Source organism: Microbispora sp. H10949 (assembly GCF_014161435.1).
Lineage (GTDB): Bacteria > Actinomycetota > Actinomycetes > Streptosporangiales > Streptosporangiaceae > Microbispora > Microbispora triticiradicis.
The window spans coordinates 119,170-136,504 of sequence record NZ_JABBWZ010000002.1; the positions used below are offsets into that span (position 1 = coordinate 119,170).

The following is a 17,335-nucleotide window of genomic DNA, read 5'->3' on the forward strand; positions in this document are numbered from 1 at the left end:
GACGACAACGTCGGCCACCATGACCGCGCATCGACATCCGAGCAGCACCCCCGACCTCGGCACAGACCGGGCGAGCAGGGCGATTGCTCCGCCTGAAAAGCGGAAGGCCACTGCCGCGTCGCTTCCGGTGCTCGGCCCTGGCGGCCCTGCGCTCCGGGTCGGCTTCGCACCGGATGACGTAGCGACTCGTTCCGGTGAGTGAAGCCCTCTGGCTGGCGCGTGTGAGCGAGCACTCCGACCGCTGCGCATATAACCGATCGCGCAAGTAGCACTACAGTTCAGGCCGATTGGTCGTGAAGCTGGCCATGAGATAGGCAGCGTTCGACCGGCACAGCTACACCCGAATGCTGACCTGTGGTTACTCCAAGTCCTCCCACCCCCAAGCGGCAGCGGCGTTTCCATTCGGTTCCCTTCCAAACCGAAACCGCCCCTGGTGATCAACTGTCTTAAGGAACACATCGAATAGCCCTGCGGCAGGAAGCTGCTCGGCCAGCGCGGCGGCCTGCTCGTCCGCTCCGGCCTCGTGCAACGCTCGCAGTAGGACGGTCACGGTGTTCGGGTCGTCCAGGGGGGCGTGGGCGGCGGCGCGGGCCAGCAGCGCGGCGGCCTGATCGTGCGCTCCGGCCTCGTGCAACGCTCGCAGTAGGACGGTCACGGTGTTCGGGTCGTCCAGGGGGGCGTGGGCGGCGGGGTCACGGGCCAGCAGCGCGGCGGCCTGATCGTGCGCTCCGGCCTCGTGCAACGCTCGCAGTAGGACGGTCACGGTGTTCGGGTCGTCCAGGGGGGCGTGGGCAGCGGCGCGGGCCAGCAGCGCGGCGGCCTGATCGTGCGCTCCGGCCTCGCGCAACGCTTGCACCAGGTCGGCCACGGCGTTCGGGTCGTCCAGGGGGGCGTGGGCAGCGGCGCGGGCCAGCAGCGCGGCGGCCTGCTCATCCGCTCCGGCCTCGTGCAACGCTCGCAGCAGGACGGTCACGGCGTTCGGGTCGTCCAGGGGGGCGTGGGCAGCGGCGCGGGCCAGCAGCGCGGCGGCCTGCTCGTCCGCTCCGGCCCGGCGCAACGCTCGCAGCAGGACGGTCACGGTGTTCGGATCGTCCAGGGGGGCGTGGGCAGCGGCGCGGGCCAGCAGCGCGGCGGCCTGATCGTGCGCTCCGGCCTCGTGCAACGCTTGCACCAGGTCGGCCACGGCGTTCGGGTCGTCCAGGGGGGCGTGGGCGGCGGGGTCACGGGCCAGCAGCGCGGCGGCCTGATCGTGCGCTCCGGCCTCGTGCAACGCTCGCAGCAGGACGGTCACGGCGTTCGGGTCGTCCAGGGGGGCGTGGGCAGCGGCGCGGGCCAGCAGCGCGGCGGCCTGCTCATCCGCTCCGGCCCGGCGCAACGCTCGCAGCAGGACGGTCACGGCGTTCGGATCGTCCAGGGGGGCGTGGGCAGCGGCGCGGGCCAGCAGCGCGGCGGCCTGCTCATCCGCTCCGGCCTCGCGCAACGCTTGCACCAGGTCGGCCACGGCGTAGGGGTTATCCAGGGGGGCGTGGGCAGCGGGGTCACGGGCCAGCAGCGCGGCGGCCTGCTCGTCCGCTCCGGCCTCGCGCAACGCTTGCACCAGGTCGGCCACGGCGTAGGGGTTATCCAGGGGGGCGTGGGCAGCGGCGCGGGCCAGCAGCGCGGCGGCCTGCTCATCCGCTCCGGCCTCGCGCAACGCTCGCAGCAGGACGGTCACGGCGTTCGGGTCGTCCAGGGGGGCGTGGGCAGCGGGGTCACGGGCCAGCAGCGCGGCGGCCTGCTCATCCGCTCCGGCCCCGCGCAACACCCGCAGCAGGAAGGCCACGGCGTTCGGATCGTTTAGGGCGGCGTGGTCGACCGCCCAGGTGGCAGGGCAGTGGTCGCCTGGGTGCAGGGCGTACAGGTTTCTGATGAGGGCGATGGCGGCGTACGGGTCTCCGTGGTCGGTGGACTTCTTGTGGAGTTGGGCGGCGTCGCGATACAGGCCGCGGGCCCGGGCGGCGTTGCCGAGCGCGGTGAGGTCGGTGGGGTGGGCGTGGGCGGCGGCTGCGGTCCAGAAGTCGATGGGGGGGATCTGGTCGGCGCGGTGGCGGCGGCCGTGCTGGTCCAGGTAATCGGTCAGCCGGTACAGCGGACCCGGCCGTGGCCGCGTGGCGGTGTGGTGGGCGGTCGGGCGGGTGCGCTGGTTGCGGGGGGTGCCTGGCTTGACCGGGACCAGAATGCCGGGGATGCCCTTACAAGGCCGGGTGACGTAGTCCAAGGCGCCTTGCAGCCAATCCTCGCCGGTTTGGTGCCACTGGGTGTCGGTGAGGTAGCCGGGTGCGGCGTCGGCCAGCAGCGCCAGCGGCAGATGCAGTCCGGCGCCGAGGCGGCGGGCGTCCATGGCGGCGTGGATCAGCTCTTTGGTGGCAGGCACGGCCTGGGCATAGCGGGACAGCAGGACTGGCACCCCCGCAAGGTACTGGGTGATCTGCCCATCCTCGGCGTGCTCGGCGGCCTCACCCAGGCGGGGATCTTCGCCGGCCAGGCCCGCCAGCGCATCCAGGGTGGCCCCGGTGAACGCATCCGGCACGCGGATGTCGTGTCCGTCCAGCAGCTCCCGAGCGTGGGCATGTGCATCAGGGTTGGTGCGGGTGCTCAGGGTGTCCCAGTGGTCCGGCCACAAGGTGGCAAGAATCAGTACCGGGCGGTGCTGCCGGTCGCGCAGCAGCTCGCGCAGGCCCGCGGCGACCTGCTCACCCACCTTCTCCGGCGCCAGGTACAACTGGGCCTCGTTCAGCCACACCACGGTGTACGGCGCGATGTTGTGGAGTTCGGCGAGGGCAGCGTCGGGGCGGGTGGGATCGATGGGATGCCACAGCCGCCACGGCTGGTCGAATTCCCGCAGCAGGGTGAGGGCTTCCCAGCAGGCGCGGGTCTTGCCGGTAGAGGACCCGCCGACCAGCACCGCGATACCGCTGGTCCCTGCGGCGGCGGCCGCCACCACCTCGCCCAGCGCCCGATCATGCTCGCGCGGGACGTACGCTGGAAGCTGGGGCAGACCGGCGATCGGAGCGTCAATCGCGTGGTGCACCTCCAAGTTGAACCGGAACGGATCGGTCACCTCGGAAAGCGGCCAGCCCGGCTGGAGCTGTTCCAGCACAGCCCGTCCCTGCGCGGCCTGCACCGCGGTACGCGTGCCGTCGGCGCGGCGTTCCGCCTCGGCCCGATGAACACCCCGCCACCGCTCCTCATCCAGCAGGGCGGCCACCGCGGGATCGCCGGCCAGCCCTGCCCGTTCGGCCTGCACCCGCACCGCACGCAGCACCGCCAGCAGTGAATCGATCTTCTGGGGGAAGTGCTTACCGCGCAGCCAGTTGCCGATCGTGGTCACCGTCACCCCGGCGGCCCTGGCCAGCGCGTGGTCTGAGGGCTGGTGGTTCAGCCAGTCGTTGCGGAAGGCAGCCAGCTGGGTGATCAGCGACGCGTAGTCCTCCTGGCCCGGTCCGGCCGCAGCGTGTGCCATCACGTCCCGTCCTCGTCCACTCGCCTGCGATACAGGGACGTCCGGGCAGGGTGTCCAATCCGCCCCCTGGACACTCGTCCGCAACGGCCCTTCCGGTGCCGTTCACTTTAAGCCCGCGAGCAGCCATCTCACCCCGATGTGTCCGACCTGCGATGTGACTCTTACTGGACGGCCCACTGGACAGCGAGCCTCGGCTTCATCCACCGGACCCTGGCACCCACAGGGCCGCTCACCCAATGACCTCGGGAGCCCTCGGATGAACCTGGCACAGATCCTGTCCCTGCTGCTGGCGGTGTCCATCGCGCTCAACATCGCGATCACCGCGTACCTGGTCGCCCGTGCCTCCGGCGTCGGTACCGCCCCGGCGATCCTCACTGGCGCCAGCGCCGGGGCAACCAGCCTCGGCCTCTACTTTGCCGCCGTCGCGGCCTACTAGTGACCAGGCCACTACCTACACCGGGAGAGGGCGGCCACAGAATTATCTTCCCGGGCTGGGTGATCCGAGAGACAACCATCGCACCTCGGCAACTGCAGTACAGCAGCGACGTACAGCAACAGCCCCTTGCACGATCACACCTCACCAACCCGCATCTATCGCCGGAGCAGGGCGGTGAGCCATCAACCAGGGACCTGCCCTTCCCTTGTAAACAGAAGGTCTGGGGTTCGATTCCCCAAGGCGGCTCTCGTACGGCAGGCCCCTGATCAGCGCACGCGCGGTCAGGGGCCTTGTGCTTTCGCGGCTCATCCGGTCTCTTCGGCGTCGCTGGGAGCCACCCTGGGAGCCACCCGCTTCCGTTGCCCCGGCAGAGCGCCGGAAATGGCCTCAGCATGCGGCCCGGAGGCCGGTCTCGGCCGCCGGCAGCTCGGGCCGCCCGCCGTACTCCGCCTGCATATGCCAGCACCGCATCATCGCGACCGGTTCACTGTGCTTGGGTCAAGAGGTACGTTTGCCGGCGGTCGCCGAGTTCGCCGATCTTCTTGCGTAGCACGCGCGCATCCCTCGTCGGGAGGACACGGATGACGGGGTCCAAGAACTCGTGAAGCTCCAGCGGATCTGGACAGCAGAGCATCTCCCGGTTGTCGGACTGAAAGTGTCCGCCGTGCTTGGTCGGTCGGGGTGGCCCGCTGGGGATTTCCGCCGAAACCGCTGTGCGCGAACGGGTCCGTCAAGGTTCCCGGGCAAGCCCTCGGGGAATCGCCCGCACCCTATCGAGGTCCGAGCCCCGTCTTCCCATCGATGAGCTCACGGACGATGTCGAGATGGCCGGCGTGGCGTGCGGTCTCCTCGATCATGTGGAGGACGATCCGGCGCAGGTCGGTGATCTCGGCGCCGAGCGGAGCGGGGTGACGTCCGCGCGGGGGCGTCGACAGTGGCATGGAGGCAAGGACCGCGTTGGACCGCTCGCACTGGTCGCGGTAGAACGCGAAGACCTCGGATGGCGGTCGCGGAGTGGTCAGTGGCACGTCGCCGTCGGGCCAGGACAGTGGCTCGGCGGAGCCGGTCGCGATCTCCTGGAACCAGTGCCGCTCGGCGTAGCCGAGATGCTCCACGAGACCCAGCGGCGTCCACTTCGAGGGCAGGAGAGGAGTCGTCAGGGCTTCGTCGTCCAGTCCCTCGATGATGGCGAGAACGCCGGCGCGTTGCGCCTCCAGGAACATCAGCAGTGTGTCCTTCTCACTGTCATCCATCGGGTCCTCACTCTCTCTGACCACCGGATGAAGGGTCGGCGAGAAACGCCGTGCGGCATCGTCATCGGCAGGTGTCGAACGGTAGCAAGCGAGACCGACATCCTTCAGGCACCGGCGTTCCGCGAAACTGGCTCTGGCCGCTTGGCCGGCAGTCCGGCCGCCCGCGGGTACCACGCCGGAGCCCTGACAGCCCGGTCGGTCGACCGTGACGCGATTACCCGCCACGGTCTCGCCGGGTGCCGTGCCGGTATTACCGGTTCATTCGGCGCGCGGAATTGTCGGTCGGCGTGGCTAGGGTCTGCTCGTCCTTGTCGTCATCGACAGATGGGAAGACTGTGGGATTACCCAGTAGGGCCGGGCGTCGGATCGGAGGGCTGGCGGGAATCGCGGTTCTGTCGGCCGGTGCTTTCGTTCCCGCCGCACAAGCCGCACCCCAGCGAGCATTCTCGGGTACGGCTTCCGCCCAATTCGCATCGGCCGAAAATCCGGTGCGGAAGCTCACCCTCTCATTCGAGCGAACCACTGCGTCGAAGTGTCCGGTGACCTTCAAGGTCTACGGGACCTTCGAAGGACTCCCTCCGGGCCTGCAACTCATTCAATACCGCATCGTCGGCACCGAGCAATGGAAGAACCTCAAATCCCCCATCAAGCACAACGGTAGTTTCACCGCCCTGCTCGCGACGCTCGACTGGGAATGGGACCCCGAGACACAGACGTCAGGACAGACGTCAGTCCAGATCGAGCTCAGGCAGCCCGACGGTCTCGTGTCCAACAAGCTCTACTACTTCGAGTGCGGCGTGGCCGGCGCGGACGAGACCTTCGGCGAGACCTCCGAGCCCATCGTCCGGACGCCCAGCGGCGGCCCGCTGGCCGAACTGGTCGCCGATGCCAACCTCGACGCGGTCCAGGCCCGGTCGGGCGCGGAGGCCGCCCTGGTCAGCAGGTACGGATTCCACCTGGACCTCGACGCGGGCCCGGTCACCTACGAGGAGGTGTTCGCGACGCTTCCGGCCGGGTTCGCGGTGGATGTGTGGGAGATCACCGGCGCCGCGCTGAAGTCCGTCCTCGCCTACCCGAATGCGCAGGGCTGGGTGCTCACGCCGTCGTCCTCGCTCCGCTACACGTTGGAGGGCGGCGCCGTCACCGAGTTGACGTTGAACGGCGTTCCGGTGGCCGACGACCAGGTCATCAGAATCGCGGCCAACTACGTCCTGGTGGGCGGCTACGAAGGTTTCCCCCGATGGCCCGGAGTCACCAACGTCTATCGCGGTGGCCCGGACGACAGAGGGGCCCTGGCCACCTATCTGGTGAAGAACTCGCCGGTCAGCGCACCGGCCGGCGACCGGGTCACCGTTCGATGAGCATCACGTGAACGAGCTGATCGCCGGGTGGAATTCGTTCCGCCCGGCGATCAGTGGACCCGAGCCGGTCGCGGCCGTGGAGGACCTTTTACGGGACGCTCCAGAGGAACCAGAAGTTGTACTGGTAATCGCAGTGGTACCAGCTCCACATGTGGTTCTGGACGCCGTAGTCCCCGTACCGGTAGCAGTCGGAGGAGTAGTAGTAGACGTTGCGAAGCGTATCGGCGTGCGCGGGGGCGGCGTTGGCGACGACCACCAGCCCACTGACCAAAGCGCCGGCGACGGCCAAAGATCTGAGTTTCCGCACTTACCCTCCTTGGAGTGGATGTCGTGCCGGACTTCCGCTGGAAGCATTGCAGTGCGGGTGATATCAGTACAGTTCATGTTCGCCGCCGTGGTTTCCCTGCGAGGCGACCTGCGGCGATACCGAGCATGCGCTGAAACTTTCCCTGCGAATCCTCCGTGGATCAACGTGGGGGCTGACGGTCCGCCGGCGCTCGCGCAGCCAGGCCGGTCACAGAACACCACGGGGCGGCCAACGCCGCTGAGAGCACTCTGAGGACCCGATGGAGTGGAGACGCAGGGCCTTCAATCCTGCTCCTTGTCCCACGTGACCACTTTCACTATCGGTGCCTCGTACAGATGGGGAAGCGGCAGCACATAGGCGATGCGGCCGTGCTGGGTCTCAATACAGAAGGCCTTGGACGAAGTCGACAGATTTGTGTATTCTCCATAATCCCTCTGTCCTGCGCCCTCTCGGCGAAGCAGGTCGACGCATTCACGGTAGGGATATTCTCTGGGCAGAATGTCGATGAGTGGAGTGCCTCGCACACCGTCTCCGAGGTGTAAAGACCGCTGATCGGTGAAATCGAGATCGAGAATGCCGTGGTCTCCCGTAACCACCATCGGGCTTTGGTCCAGATCCACCGACCCGGGCAGTCTGCTCACTCCGTCGTAGTAGACGGCGGGATCGCTGGTTTCCACGCGGGTGTCCGTTGCCGTGCGGCGAGGCGGCGAGGAGGGTGGCGTCTGCGACAGGGCATTCAGTGGGCCGGTGGCCGAAGAAGGGGTGGGCGGTGGCGCGGTGCCTGGCTCTTCGGGACCCAGGACAGCGATCACGATGGCGGCGGGAATGAACAATGCGGCCAGTAGACTGAGGAGAACTTTCACGCGTTGATTGCTTGCGAAAGCCCCGGCTATCCCCGCCAGAACGCCGGCGATTCCAATGGCGAGTGCGGACCACTCGGCTCTACCCACTGCGCCTCGCCTGATCTGTGGCCTGAGTCGATCAAACCAAGCTTAGGTGTGTCCCGCGGGTTGCAGAAGTTTCCGGGGAAAAGATGCCTCTTCGTGATGACACGCGGTTCTCGTCGAGCCCTCTCTTCGGCAGTGACTTCCACGCTTTCAGAGTCGCGACGGCACGTTCGCCGAGGGGTCGCGATATGCGGCAATGGTGGGGGAGGGCTACGACGAAGTCCTCCAGGTCGCCGCGAGATGCGCGCGGGCACGCTCGTCAAGGGGGGCTCGTCCGTAAGCTGAAGGTGTGTCCCCTGAACTCGTCCTGCTCGACGGCGTCCGCTGGCGGGGTGCGCGCGTGGTCGGCTTCCGTGCGCAGACCCTGCTGGCCGTGCTCGCCACGCACGGGCGTGCGGGGGTTCGTGACGAGCGCCTGATCGAGGAGCTGTGGCCTGAGGAGGCGCCGGCCAACCCGGCGAAGGCGCTGCAGGTGGTCGTCTCGCGGACCAGGGCGGCGACCCACGCCGATGTCGTGGTCCGGATTCCGCGTGGTTACCGGCTCGGGCTCACCGCCGACCAGGTGGACGCGCTGCTGCTCGCCGCGCTGGTGGAGCAGGCACGCGCCGCGCTGGGCGAAGGCGACGTGGCGCTCGCGCGCAGCCGCGCCGAAGAGGCGATCGATCTCGGGAAGAGCGGATCGGACGGCGCGACGGGCCCGCTGGCCGAGCTCAGGGGCGCCGCGGCTGGGTGGGCGGCAGAGGCGCGACGGGTGGCGGCGATCGCGCGCGGCCGGAGCGGCGCGCACGAGGGCGCGCTGCCGCTGCTGGAGGAGGCCGCCGCCGATCGGCCGCACGACGAGGAACTGCTCGCCTGCCTGCTGCGCAGTGAGGCCGCCGTACGGGGTGCCGCCGCCGCGCTGGAGCGCTATGAGCGGTATCGCGCGGCCGTGGTGGAGCGGCTCGGCGCGGAACCCGGGCCCGAGCTCACCCGCGTGTACGCCGAACTCCTCGTCGCCGACCGGCCGGTGCGTGAGGGCATCCTGTTCGACGGCTCCTCGCTGCTCGGCCGCGACGGCGACATCCGAGCCGTGCACGCCCTGTTGCGGACCAACCGGGTGGTCTCCATCATCGGCCCCGGAGGGCTGGGCAAGACGCGGCTGGCCCACATCGTCGGCAGGAACGCCGCGCAGCCCGTCGCGCACTTCGTCGAGCTCGTCGGCGTCTCCTCGCCGGAGGGCGTGGTGGGCGAGGTCGGCTCGGCGCTCGGGGTCCGTGACTCGGTCAGGGGGCGTCGTACCCTGACCGCCGAGCAGCGCTCCGACGTCCGCGCCCGCATCGCCCAGCATCTCGGCCAGGCCCCGGCGCTGCTCATCCTGGACAACTGTGAGCATGTGATCGAGGCCGTCGCCGACCTGGTGGGTTTCCTGACCGTGACGACCCGCGACCTGCGGGTGCTCACCACCTCGCGCGCCGCCCTGTCGATCCCGGCCGAGCGCGTCTATCCGCTCGGCGCGCTGCCGGCGCGTGACGCCGTCGAGTTGTTCCGCCAGCGCGCCACCGCCGCCCGCCCCGGCGTACGGATCGACGAAGGCGTGGCCGAAGAGATCGTCGCCCGCCTCGACGGGCTGCCGCTCGCGATCGAGCTCGCCGCGGCCAGGGTGCGGGTGATGTCGGTGGAGGAGATCGCGCGGCGGCTGGCGGACCGGTTCGCCCTGCTGCGCGGCGGGAACCGTACGGCCCCCGACCGGCACCAGACGCTGCTCGCGGTCATCGACTGGTCGTGGAACCTGCTGGACGAGCCGGAACGGCGGGCGCTCCGGTGGTTGTCGCTGTTCGGCGACGGCTTCACGCTGGCCACGGCCGAGCAGGTGCTCGGCCCGGACGCCCTGCACGTCCTGGCCGCGCTGACCGAGCAGTCGATGCTGAGCCTCTCCGAGACGACGTACGGTCTCCGTTACCGGATGCTGGAGACCGTCAGGGAGTTCGGGCGGATGCGGCTGAGGGAGGCGGGCGAGGAGGCGGACGCCCAGGCGGCGCAACGGGCCTGGGCGACGGCGTACGCCGTCGAGAACGGCAGTGCGATGTTCACCTCGGCGCAGTTCGCGGCGGTCGACGCGATGCGTGCGGAGGAGGGCAACCTCGCCGATCTGCTCCGGCAGGCACTCGGCGAGGCCGATCCGGTCGCGACGGTCCAGTTGCTGGCCGGCCTCGGGGCGCTGTGGTCGATCCGCGGTGAGCACTCCCGGCTCCTCGTCCACCTGGACGCGATCTGTGAGGTGGTCACCGCCTGGACGCCGCCCCCGCACCTCGTCGAGGTGACCAGGGGCGCCATGCTGATCACACTCATGAACAGCATGGTCACCGATCGGCGGGTGGACCCGGTACGTGACGTCATCCAGACGCTGCCCGTCGGCCCCACGACCGACCCCCGGCTGGCGGCGATGGCCACGGTGCTGTTCGCGTGTCATACGGGCGACGGGGCCGAGATACACCGTCGGCTGATGGAGCTGCGCCGGAGCCGCGACCGGCACGTCGCCTCCATGGCGACGCAGATGAGCGTCTACATCCTGGAGAACGCGGGAGACGTGACCGGGGCGATCGAGGCCGCCGAGCAGACCCTGACGATGCTGCCCGTGGACGACGGGCCGTGGCTCGCCGCGATCCTGCACGCCGCGCTCGCCCATCTGGTGATGCGGCGCGGCGATCACCGGGGGGCGGTCGAGCACGCGCGAACCGCCATTCCGGTGCTGCACCGGCTCGCAGCGACCGAGGACGAGACCCAGCTCCGTACGGTGCTGCTGGCCTCCGCCCTCGCCGGCGGCGATCTCGGCACCGCCGAGGCCGAGCTCGCCGAGATCACCAGGATCAACGCCAGAGAGGCGGTGCTCGGAGTGTCGGCGATCGCCTCGATGTGCTCGGCCGAGCTCGCCCTCACCCGCGGCGAGACGGCCGCCGCGCTCAGGGAGTATCGCCTGGCCGTCGAGCGGGCGCGTGACCTGCGCCTGCCGAAGAGCAACCAGCCGGCGGAGACGCCGTGGGTGATCATCGCGGTGTCGGTCGCCCTCACGGCGTACGCGCACCACGCGTCGCCGGAGGACGCCGGGTACGGCGAGACGCTGTTCTCCATCGCCCAGGGCTACAACCCGCTGGCCCTGGAGGGGTCCTTCTCCGACGCCTTGGGCCCTGCCCTGTGGAGCGTGGACGACCCCGCCTTCGACTACCCGCTGTGCGGCACGGTGCTCTTCGGGCTCGGCGCCTGGGGGCTGCTGCGGGGAGCGATGGCTCCCCGTGAGGCGATCGGATTGCTGGTGCTGGCCGAGCGGTTCACGTACCACAACAGCATGCCCAGCATGGCCATCGAGCTGATAGAGCCGTACGCGGAGCGGGCCGCGCCCGGGACGCTCGCCGCCGTCCGGGCCGAGTACGGCGATCGGCGCGGTGCGGACCTGCTCCCCGAGGCGCGGAGCCTCGTCGAGCAGGTCTTCGGCCGCGACGGACGAACGTCACATGTGCCGCTTGTAGCTGCGAACCGACAGCGGCGCGAAGATCGCGATGACGATGGCGCACGCGAGGAGCGTCCAGCCCACCTCTCCGCTGACGAGTGCGTGGTTGGCGAGGTCGCGGGTGGCCGTGACCAGGTGTGAGACCGGGTTGATCCGGACGAACGCGGCCAGCCAGCCGGGCAGGGTCTCGACCGGGACGAACGCGTTCGACAGGAACGTCAGCGGAAACAGGATCATCATCGAGATGCCCTGCACGGCCTGGGCGCTCCGGGCGATCGTGCCGACCCAGGTGAAGGCCCACGCCAGCGACCAGCCCGTGACGACCGCCAGCAGGATCGCGGCGAGCACTCCGGCCGGCCCGCCGTCCGGGCGGTAGCCCATCACCAGGCCCATGGCGAAGGTCAGCGTGGCCGCGATCGTGTAGCGCAGCAGGTCGGCGACCATCGGGCCGGCGAGCGGCGCGATCCGGGCGATCGGCAGCGACTTGAACCGGTCGAAGACGCCCTTCTCCATGTCCTCGCGGAGTTGGGTGCCCGTGGCCATGCACGTCGTCAGCACCGTCTGGGCGACGATGCCGGGGATCATCAGGGGAAGGTAGCTCGCCACGTCGCCGGCGATGGCGCCGCCGAAGATGAAGGCGAACATGGCCGTGAACAGGAGCGGCTGCAGCGCCACGTCGAAGAACTGCTCCGGGTTGCGGCGCATCTTCTTGAGCGCCCGCCACGCCATCATCAGGGTCTGGCTGAACGTGTCCCCGACGGAGACACGCGGCCGGGCTGCCGCCACGCGCTCGGCGGCCCGGACCACCTCGCGGGAGGGTGCGATCACGGTGCTCATCGGTTCTCCTTCTTGCCGTTCTCGGCGTCCCCGTCCGTCCCGTGGCCGGTGAGGGCCAGGAACACCTCGTCCAGGCTGGGCTTGTCCACGCTCACCGAGGTGATCGACACCCCGGCGGAGCGCAGCGCGATCAGTACGTCCGCGGCGAGGTCGGCCTGGTCGAGGGCGACGTTGAGGCGGCCCTTCTCCGGGCTGAGGACCGGCTCGGATCCGAGGACGCGCCGTACGACCTCCACGGCAGCGGGGACCTCGCCAGGGTCGGCGAGCAGCAACTGGAGGGTGGAGTCGCCGACGGCGGTCTTCAGCTCGTCGGGGGTGCCCTCGGCGACCTTGCGGCCGTGGTCGATGACGGCCACGCGATCGGCGAGCTGGTCGGCCTCGTCCAGATACTGCGTGGTCAGCAGCACCGTGCAGCCGTCGGCGACCAGACCGCGGATGGTGTCCCACATCTGGCCGCGCGTACGGGGATCGAGACCGGTGGTCGGCTCGTCGAGGAAGATCAGCGGTGGCCTGGTGATCAGGCTGGCCGCCAGGTCGAGACGCCGGCGCATGCCGCCGGAGAACTGTGAGATCGGTTTGTCGGCGGCGTCCTCCAGGCCGAACTGGCCGAGCAACTCGGTGGAGACGCTCCGGGCACGGGGCGCGGCGACGCCCTGCAGGCGGCTGAAGAGCCAGAGGTTCTCGCGGGCGGTCAGGTTCTCGTCGACCGACGCGTACTGCCCGGTGACGCCGACCAGCTGCCGGATCACGTGCGGGTTGCCGGCCACGTCGACCCCGAAGATCTCGGCACGGCCCTCGTCGATCTTCAGGAGGGTGGCCAGCATGCGCAGCGTCGTGGTCTTCCCGGCGCCGTTCGGGCCGAGCACGCCGAAGATCTCACCCGAACGCACGTCCAGGTCGATGCCGTCGACGGCGCGGTGCTCGCCGAACGTCTTCACGAGCCCTCTCACCCGCACGGCCAGATCGGTGCCCCCGGCCGCGGACGGGCCGCCCCCGGAAGGTCGGAATTCTGTGATGCTCATGGCATCACTCTCGGCGGCCCGGGTTTCACGGTGCCTTCGACCAGGTTTCACCGGTTGCCGCTGCCCTCACCCCGCCGGGGACACCGAAGGCGTACGGGTCAGGCGTTGACCTCCAGGGCCACGCGTACGGCCGACTCCAGGGCGCCCTCGATCCAGGAGTGCTTGAGCGAGGTGTGCTCCCCGGCGAAGTGCAGCGGGCCTTCGGGGACGGCGATGGCGGGGTGGATCTCGGTCATCTGGCCGGGGGTGAAGACCGCGGCCTCGCCGAAGGCATAGCGGTTGCGCATCCAGCTCTGGGTCTGGCCGTGGCCGGTGTAGAACTCCGCGATCCGGTCGCCGTGCACCTCCTGCAGCCCGCGCAGCGCGTAGCCGTACCGCTCCTCGTCGTCCATCGAGTCCCAGCGGGTCGCGTCGTCGGCCCACGAGTAGCTGGCCAGCACGACCCCGCCCTCACTGCCGGGCACCCGGTGCGAGGGGAAGTACATGAACCGGTTGGCGTTGTCGCAGACCGATCCGCCGCCCGTCACGTGGGTGACGGGCCCGGGGCGGTAACGGCCGCCGAGCTCGCGCTTCCAGTCCTCCTCGGTGAACTCCCACCACCGCCTGCCGAACTCCAGCAGCACCTTCGTCGCGGAGTCGTAGTGCAACTCCATGATCGAGCGGCGCTTGGCGTAGGACAGGGCCGGCGCGATCTCGACGTGGCGTAACGCGGAGAACGGCACCGTGATGATCGCGACGTCGCCCTCGAACGTCTCGTGCCGCCCCTGCCGGGTGAACTCGTCCTCGGTGCTGCCCGCCTCGCTGACGGTCGAGATCCGCACGCCCCGGCCGGAGGTGTCGATGCGCATGGCCCTGCGGTCCATGCGGATCTCGTCGCGCAGTCCGGGCTCCAGCGCGTACGGCAGCGATCCGCTGCCGCCGGCCATCTCCCAGTAGGTCACGCCGGGGTTGACGAGGCTGCGGGTGAGGAACGTGTGCATGAACGACAGCGGCAGGCGGGAGGTCAGGTTCTCCAGCGTGCCGATGGCGTCGATCGCCTCGTCGCCCAGCTTCGCGTGCTCCTTCAGGTAGGCGTACATCGAGTAGCCGTCGAAGTCGTGCAGCAGCCGGGCCCAGCCGTCGACCAGCTCCGGCAGCGGCTTGTCGACCCGGTCGCCGCCCCGGACCACGGAGAAGTAGTCTCTCGCCGGGTCAAGTGCCTCGTCGAGGATCCGGGCCGCGGTCCGGCTGTCCTTGAGCCCGAACGTGGCGTTGATCCTGCGCGGGTCCGCGGCGTACTCGTCCCGGCGCTGGGTGACGCCGTTCACGTGGACGAACGTGTGGTTCATCCGCGGCGGAGCGGTGAAGTCGCCCTTGGGCGGGGCGGACCGCCACACCTGTCCCTGCCGCGAGGTGTAGACGACCGGCGGCACCGGTCCCTTGGGCGGGACGCCGGGCGTCACGTCCACGTTGTAGAAGGGGCGGCGGGTGATCCCCAGCTTGTCGATCAGCGCCAGCGTCAGCGGATGGAAGTCGGGGATGCGCATCGCCCCCGCCTCGGCGTACTGGCGCCGGTCGCGGAACCCCGTGCGGAAGGTCTTGATCCGGCCGCCGATGCGGTTCCCGTTGGCCTCGATGACGGTGACCCGGTGCCCCGCCTGCTTGAGCAGCGTGGCGGCCACGAGGCCGGAGATGCCGGCCCCCACGACCAGCACCCTCTTGGACGTACGGGCCCGGGGGAGACCCTTGTCGATCAGCACCTGAAGGTACCGGTGCTTGAGGTCGGTGCCGTTCTCCTCCACGAGCAGGAGATCGCGCGCCACCCGAAGACAGGTCTGCCGGCGCTCTCCCGCGTACGGCGCCCGCGCCGCCGATGCGGGGGCGGCCGTGCCCAGGGACGGACTGACGACGGACGTCACCGCGCCCAGCCCGGCCAGCTTGGCGAATCCTCGCCGGTCGATTGTGACCACGAACTCCTCCTCCACGTGATGGTTGCGGAGAGTGAGTTTCGAAGTCGTGGCCGTGCGGCGACGCGCGACGCGCCGCGAAAAGGTAACTGGTGTCCCAGGAAATGGTCAGGCGCGGGTCAAGGGCGGCTCCTCGTCGAGCAGCCGTTCCCAGAAGATCTCGTCTCGCCACGCGCCGTCGACGAGGATGTGCGCGTGGGCGATCCCCCAGGGCCGGAAGCCGTTGGCGCGCAGCACGTGCTGCGAGGCGAGGTTCTCCAGCCGCGTGTGCGCCTCCGCGCGGCGCAGCCCGAGGTCCCGGCGCATCACCGCGAGGGTCTGGCCCACCGCTCGGGTCGCATGCCCTCGGCCCTGGCAGGCCGTCGCGACCCAGTAGCCGAGGAAGCCCTTGCCGAAGGGGCCACGCAGGATCGTGCTCACGGTCACCTGGCCGATCACCTCGCCTTCGGCCACGATGACGGCGGGCCACCGGTCGCCCCGGCGATGGTCGGCGAGCAGCCTCTCGATGCGGGCCCGCTGCCCGGCCGTGGTGTAGAACTCGTCGGGCTGCGCGGGCTCCCACTGCGCGTACGCCCGCCTGTCGCGGGCCCGATGCGCGGCGATGATCTCGGCGTCGTCCACCCGGACGAGCCGGATCGAGGTGGTCTGATCCGCCATGCGGTCTCCTTCTCCGAATCGAAACATTCTCCGCTTCCGCGTCCACGACGAGCCGGCGCTGGAACTGCGGGGCTGATCCGACCGCATTGACAGGGGGAGAACGGGCCGGTTCTAATGATCGGCGTGCCGCGTGGCGCCGATCAAATGGACGCTGCCCCAGGGAGGCAGCGGTAGGCCGATCGGCAGCCGGGCCGCACCTTCGTGAAGGGACCTCCGCTGTGAGTACACACTCCGCATCTCCCGCCTGACGCCGCGCTCCGTGCTCGCACGTCGCGGCTGAGCCGCCGCGCCCGTGTACGCCACGGGCGAGCGCACTCCCACGCCGCCGTCGGCCACGACCGCTCGTCCGCCGTCGTCCGCCGGTCTGTCGTTCGTGTGCCGCCGTTCGTGAGCCGTCGTTCCTCACGGTGAGCGCCGTGCCGTCGATCCGGTCCTTTTCCGGTCCTCTGACGTCCGGGAGTCTCCGCCTGCCGGCCTTTCCGCGCGCGGGTGTGCCCCGAGCGGCATGCCGGTACGCGCCGTCACCGCGCCCGTCTTCGTGTTCATTTTTTCGATCTCTTGGAGTTCATCCAGTGCCCGAATCGTTCAACCAGTCCGTCATCGACGAGTTCCGCGCCAACAGCGGCAGGGTCGGCGGCCCTTTCGAAGGCGGCGACCTGCTCCTGCTGACCACCGTCGGCGCGAAGTCGGGAAAGGAGCACACCGTTCCGCTCGGTTACGTCCGCGACGGCGACCTGCTGCTGGTCGTGGCGTCCGCGGGTGGCGCGCCACGCCACCCCGCCTGGTATCACAACCTGCTCGCGCGTCCGGCCGTACGGGTCGAGGTGGGAGAGGAGGTCTTCGACGCGATCGCGGTGCCGGCCGAGGGCGCGGCACGCGAGCGGTTGTTCGAGCGCGTCGTGCGGGTGGCCCCGGGATACGGCGACTACCAGGCGCGTACGGCCCGCACCCTGCCGGTCGTCGTGCTGGAGCGCCCGGAGGTGCCCGCCGAGGTGCCCGAGGACGTCACCACCATGGCGGGCAAGCTGCTGGAGATCCACGCCTGGCTGCGCGCCCAGCTCCGGCACGTACGGGAGGAGGCCGAGGCCCACTTCACCGCGCAGGCACACAGCGGGGCAGAGCGGGGCGACCTCGGGCTCGGGCTGCGGCTCAGGCAGCACTGCCTGGCGTTCTGCCAGGGGCTGGCGCTCCATCATCGGGGTGAGGACGCCGCGGTCTTTCCCACGCTCGCGGACCGGCATCCCCACCTGCGCGACGCCCTCGACCGTCTCGGCGAGCAGCATCAGGTGATCGCACGCGTCCAGGGGGAGCTGGTCGCCCTGCTGGACGGGATCGGCACGGCCGAACCCCGGCGGTTCATGGCGGAACTCGACCGTATGTCGGAGGAACTGCGGGCGCACCTGGACGACGAGGAGCGGTCGCTCCTCCCGGTCCTGGCGCTGATCCCGTTTCCGCCGGTGCCCGACGCGCCGCCGTTCCGTGCGCCGGCCGCGCTGGAGGACTGACGGTCGCGCCGCCCGAACGGCGGCTGCGTCGCTCCTCCCGCGCTCGGGGACCGTACGGTTCCCGAGCGCGGGTCCCCC

Annotated in this window: 11 protein-coding genes and 1 pseudogene; 4 read left to right on the forward strand and 8 right to left on the reverse strand. The window is 70.0% G+C overall.

Going from position 1 to position 17,335, the window contains the following annotated elements; genetic code table 11:
* Positions 1–358: 358 nt before the first annotated feature.
* A complete protein-coding gene (locus HHX40_RS04770) occupies positions 359–3,505 on the reverse strand; it encodes a hypothetical protein (RefSeq protein WP_220498720.1) in 3,147 nt (1,048 codons plus the stop codon).
* Positions 3,506–3,758: 253 nt separating this feature from the next.
* Here HHX40_RS04770 and HHX40_RS04775 point away from each other — a divergent pair, with 253 nt between their 5' ends.
* Positions 3,759–3,938 carry a hypothetical protein gene (locus tag HHX40_RS04775; protein WP_169949634.1) on the forward strand — a complete coding sequence of 60 codons (180 nt, stop codon included), beginning with the start codon at positions 3,759–3,761 and terminating at the stop codon, positions 3,936–3,938.
* A gap of 770 nt (positions 3,939–4,708) precedes the next feature.
* On the opposite strand, the gene HHX40_RS04780 is transcribed toward HHX40_RS04775, so the two are convergent.
* Positions 4,709–5,191, reverse strand: a complete 483-nt coding sequence (locus HHX40_RS04780) for a DinB family protein (RefSeq protein WP_220498721.1) — start codon at positions 5,189–5,191, stop codon at positions 4,709–4,711.
* Positions 5,192–5,730: 539 nt separating this feature from the next.
* Between HHX40_RS04780 and HHX40_RS04785 the strand changes: the two genes are divergently transcribed.
* The gene (locus HHX40_RS04785; RefSeq protein WP_182879587.1) at positions 5,731–6,552 is read left to right on the forward strand and encodes a 5'-nucleotidase C-terminal domain-containing protein; all 822 of its coding nucleotides are present in this window, start codon (positions 5,731–5,733) and stop codon (positions 6,550–6,552) included.
* 88 nt (positions 6,553–6,640) lie between these two features.
* Here the strand turns inward: HHX40_RS04785 and HHX40_RS04790 are convergent, their stop codons facing one another.
* Positions 6,641–6,859, reverse strand: a complete 219-nt coding sequence (locus tag HHX40_RS04790; RefSeq protein WP_133306196.1) for a hypothetical protein — start codon at positions 6,857–6,859, stop codon at positions 6,641–6,643.
* Positions 6,860–7,140: 281 nt separating this feature from the next.
* Positions 7,141–7,722: a hypothetical protein gene (locus HHX40_RS04795; RefSeq protein ID WP_182879588.1), complete on the reverse strand. Its 582-nt coding sequence runs from the start codon at positions 7,720–7,722 to the stop codon at positions 7,141–7,143.
* Between the two features lie 646 nt (positions 7,723–8,368).
* Between HHX40_RS04795 and HHX40_RS36290 the strand changes: the two are divergent.
* Positions 8,369–9,559 (forward strand): annotated as a pseudogene (locus HHX40_RS36290) (ATP-binding protein); the annotation flags it as partial.
* A gap of 1,731 nt (positions 9,560–11,290) precedes the next feature.
* Here the strand turns inward: HHX40_RS36290 and HHX40_RS04805 are convergent.
* The 4 genes from HHX40_RS04805 to HHX40_RS04820 form a co-directional block, all read right to left on the reverse strand.
* Positions 11,291–12,127, reverse strand: a complete 837-nt coding sequence (locus tag HHX40_RS04805; protein WP_182879589.1) for an ABC transporter permease — start codon at positions 12,125–12,127, stop codon at positions 11,291–11,293.
* Entirely contained in the window at positions 12,124–13,149 is a 1,026-nt protein-coding gene (locus HHX40_RS04810; protein WP_182879590.1) for an ATP-binding cassette domain-containing protein, read from the reverse strand. The genes HHX40_RS04805 and HHX40_RS04810 overlap by 4 nt, the downstream gene beginning before the upstream one ends.
* A 98-nt stretch (positions 13,150–13,247) precedes the next feature.
* Entirely contained in the window at positions 13,248–15,098 is a 1,851-nt protein-coding gene (locus HHX40_RS04815) for a flavin monoamine oxidase family protein (RefSeq protein ID WP_182879591.1), read from the reverse strand.
* Positions 15,099–15,203: 105 nt separating this feature from the next.
* Entirely contained in the window at positions 15,204–15,752 is a 549-nt protein-coding gene (locus HHX40_RS04820) for a GNAT family N-acetyltransferase (RefSeq protein ID WP_182879592.1), read from the reverse strand.
* A 572-nt stretch (positions 15,753–16,324) separates the two neighbouring features.
* Between HHX40_RS04820 and HHX40_RS04825 the strand changes: the two genes are divergently transcribed.
* Positions 16,325–17,257, forward strand: coding sequence for a nitroreductase/quinone reductase family protein (locus HHX40_RS04825; protein WP_182879593.1), 933 nt, complete (start codon positions 16,325–16,327; stop codon positions 17,255–17,257).
* The last annotated feature ends 78 nt before the right edge of the window (positions 17,258–17,335 follow it).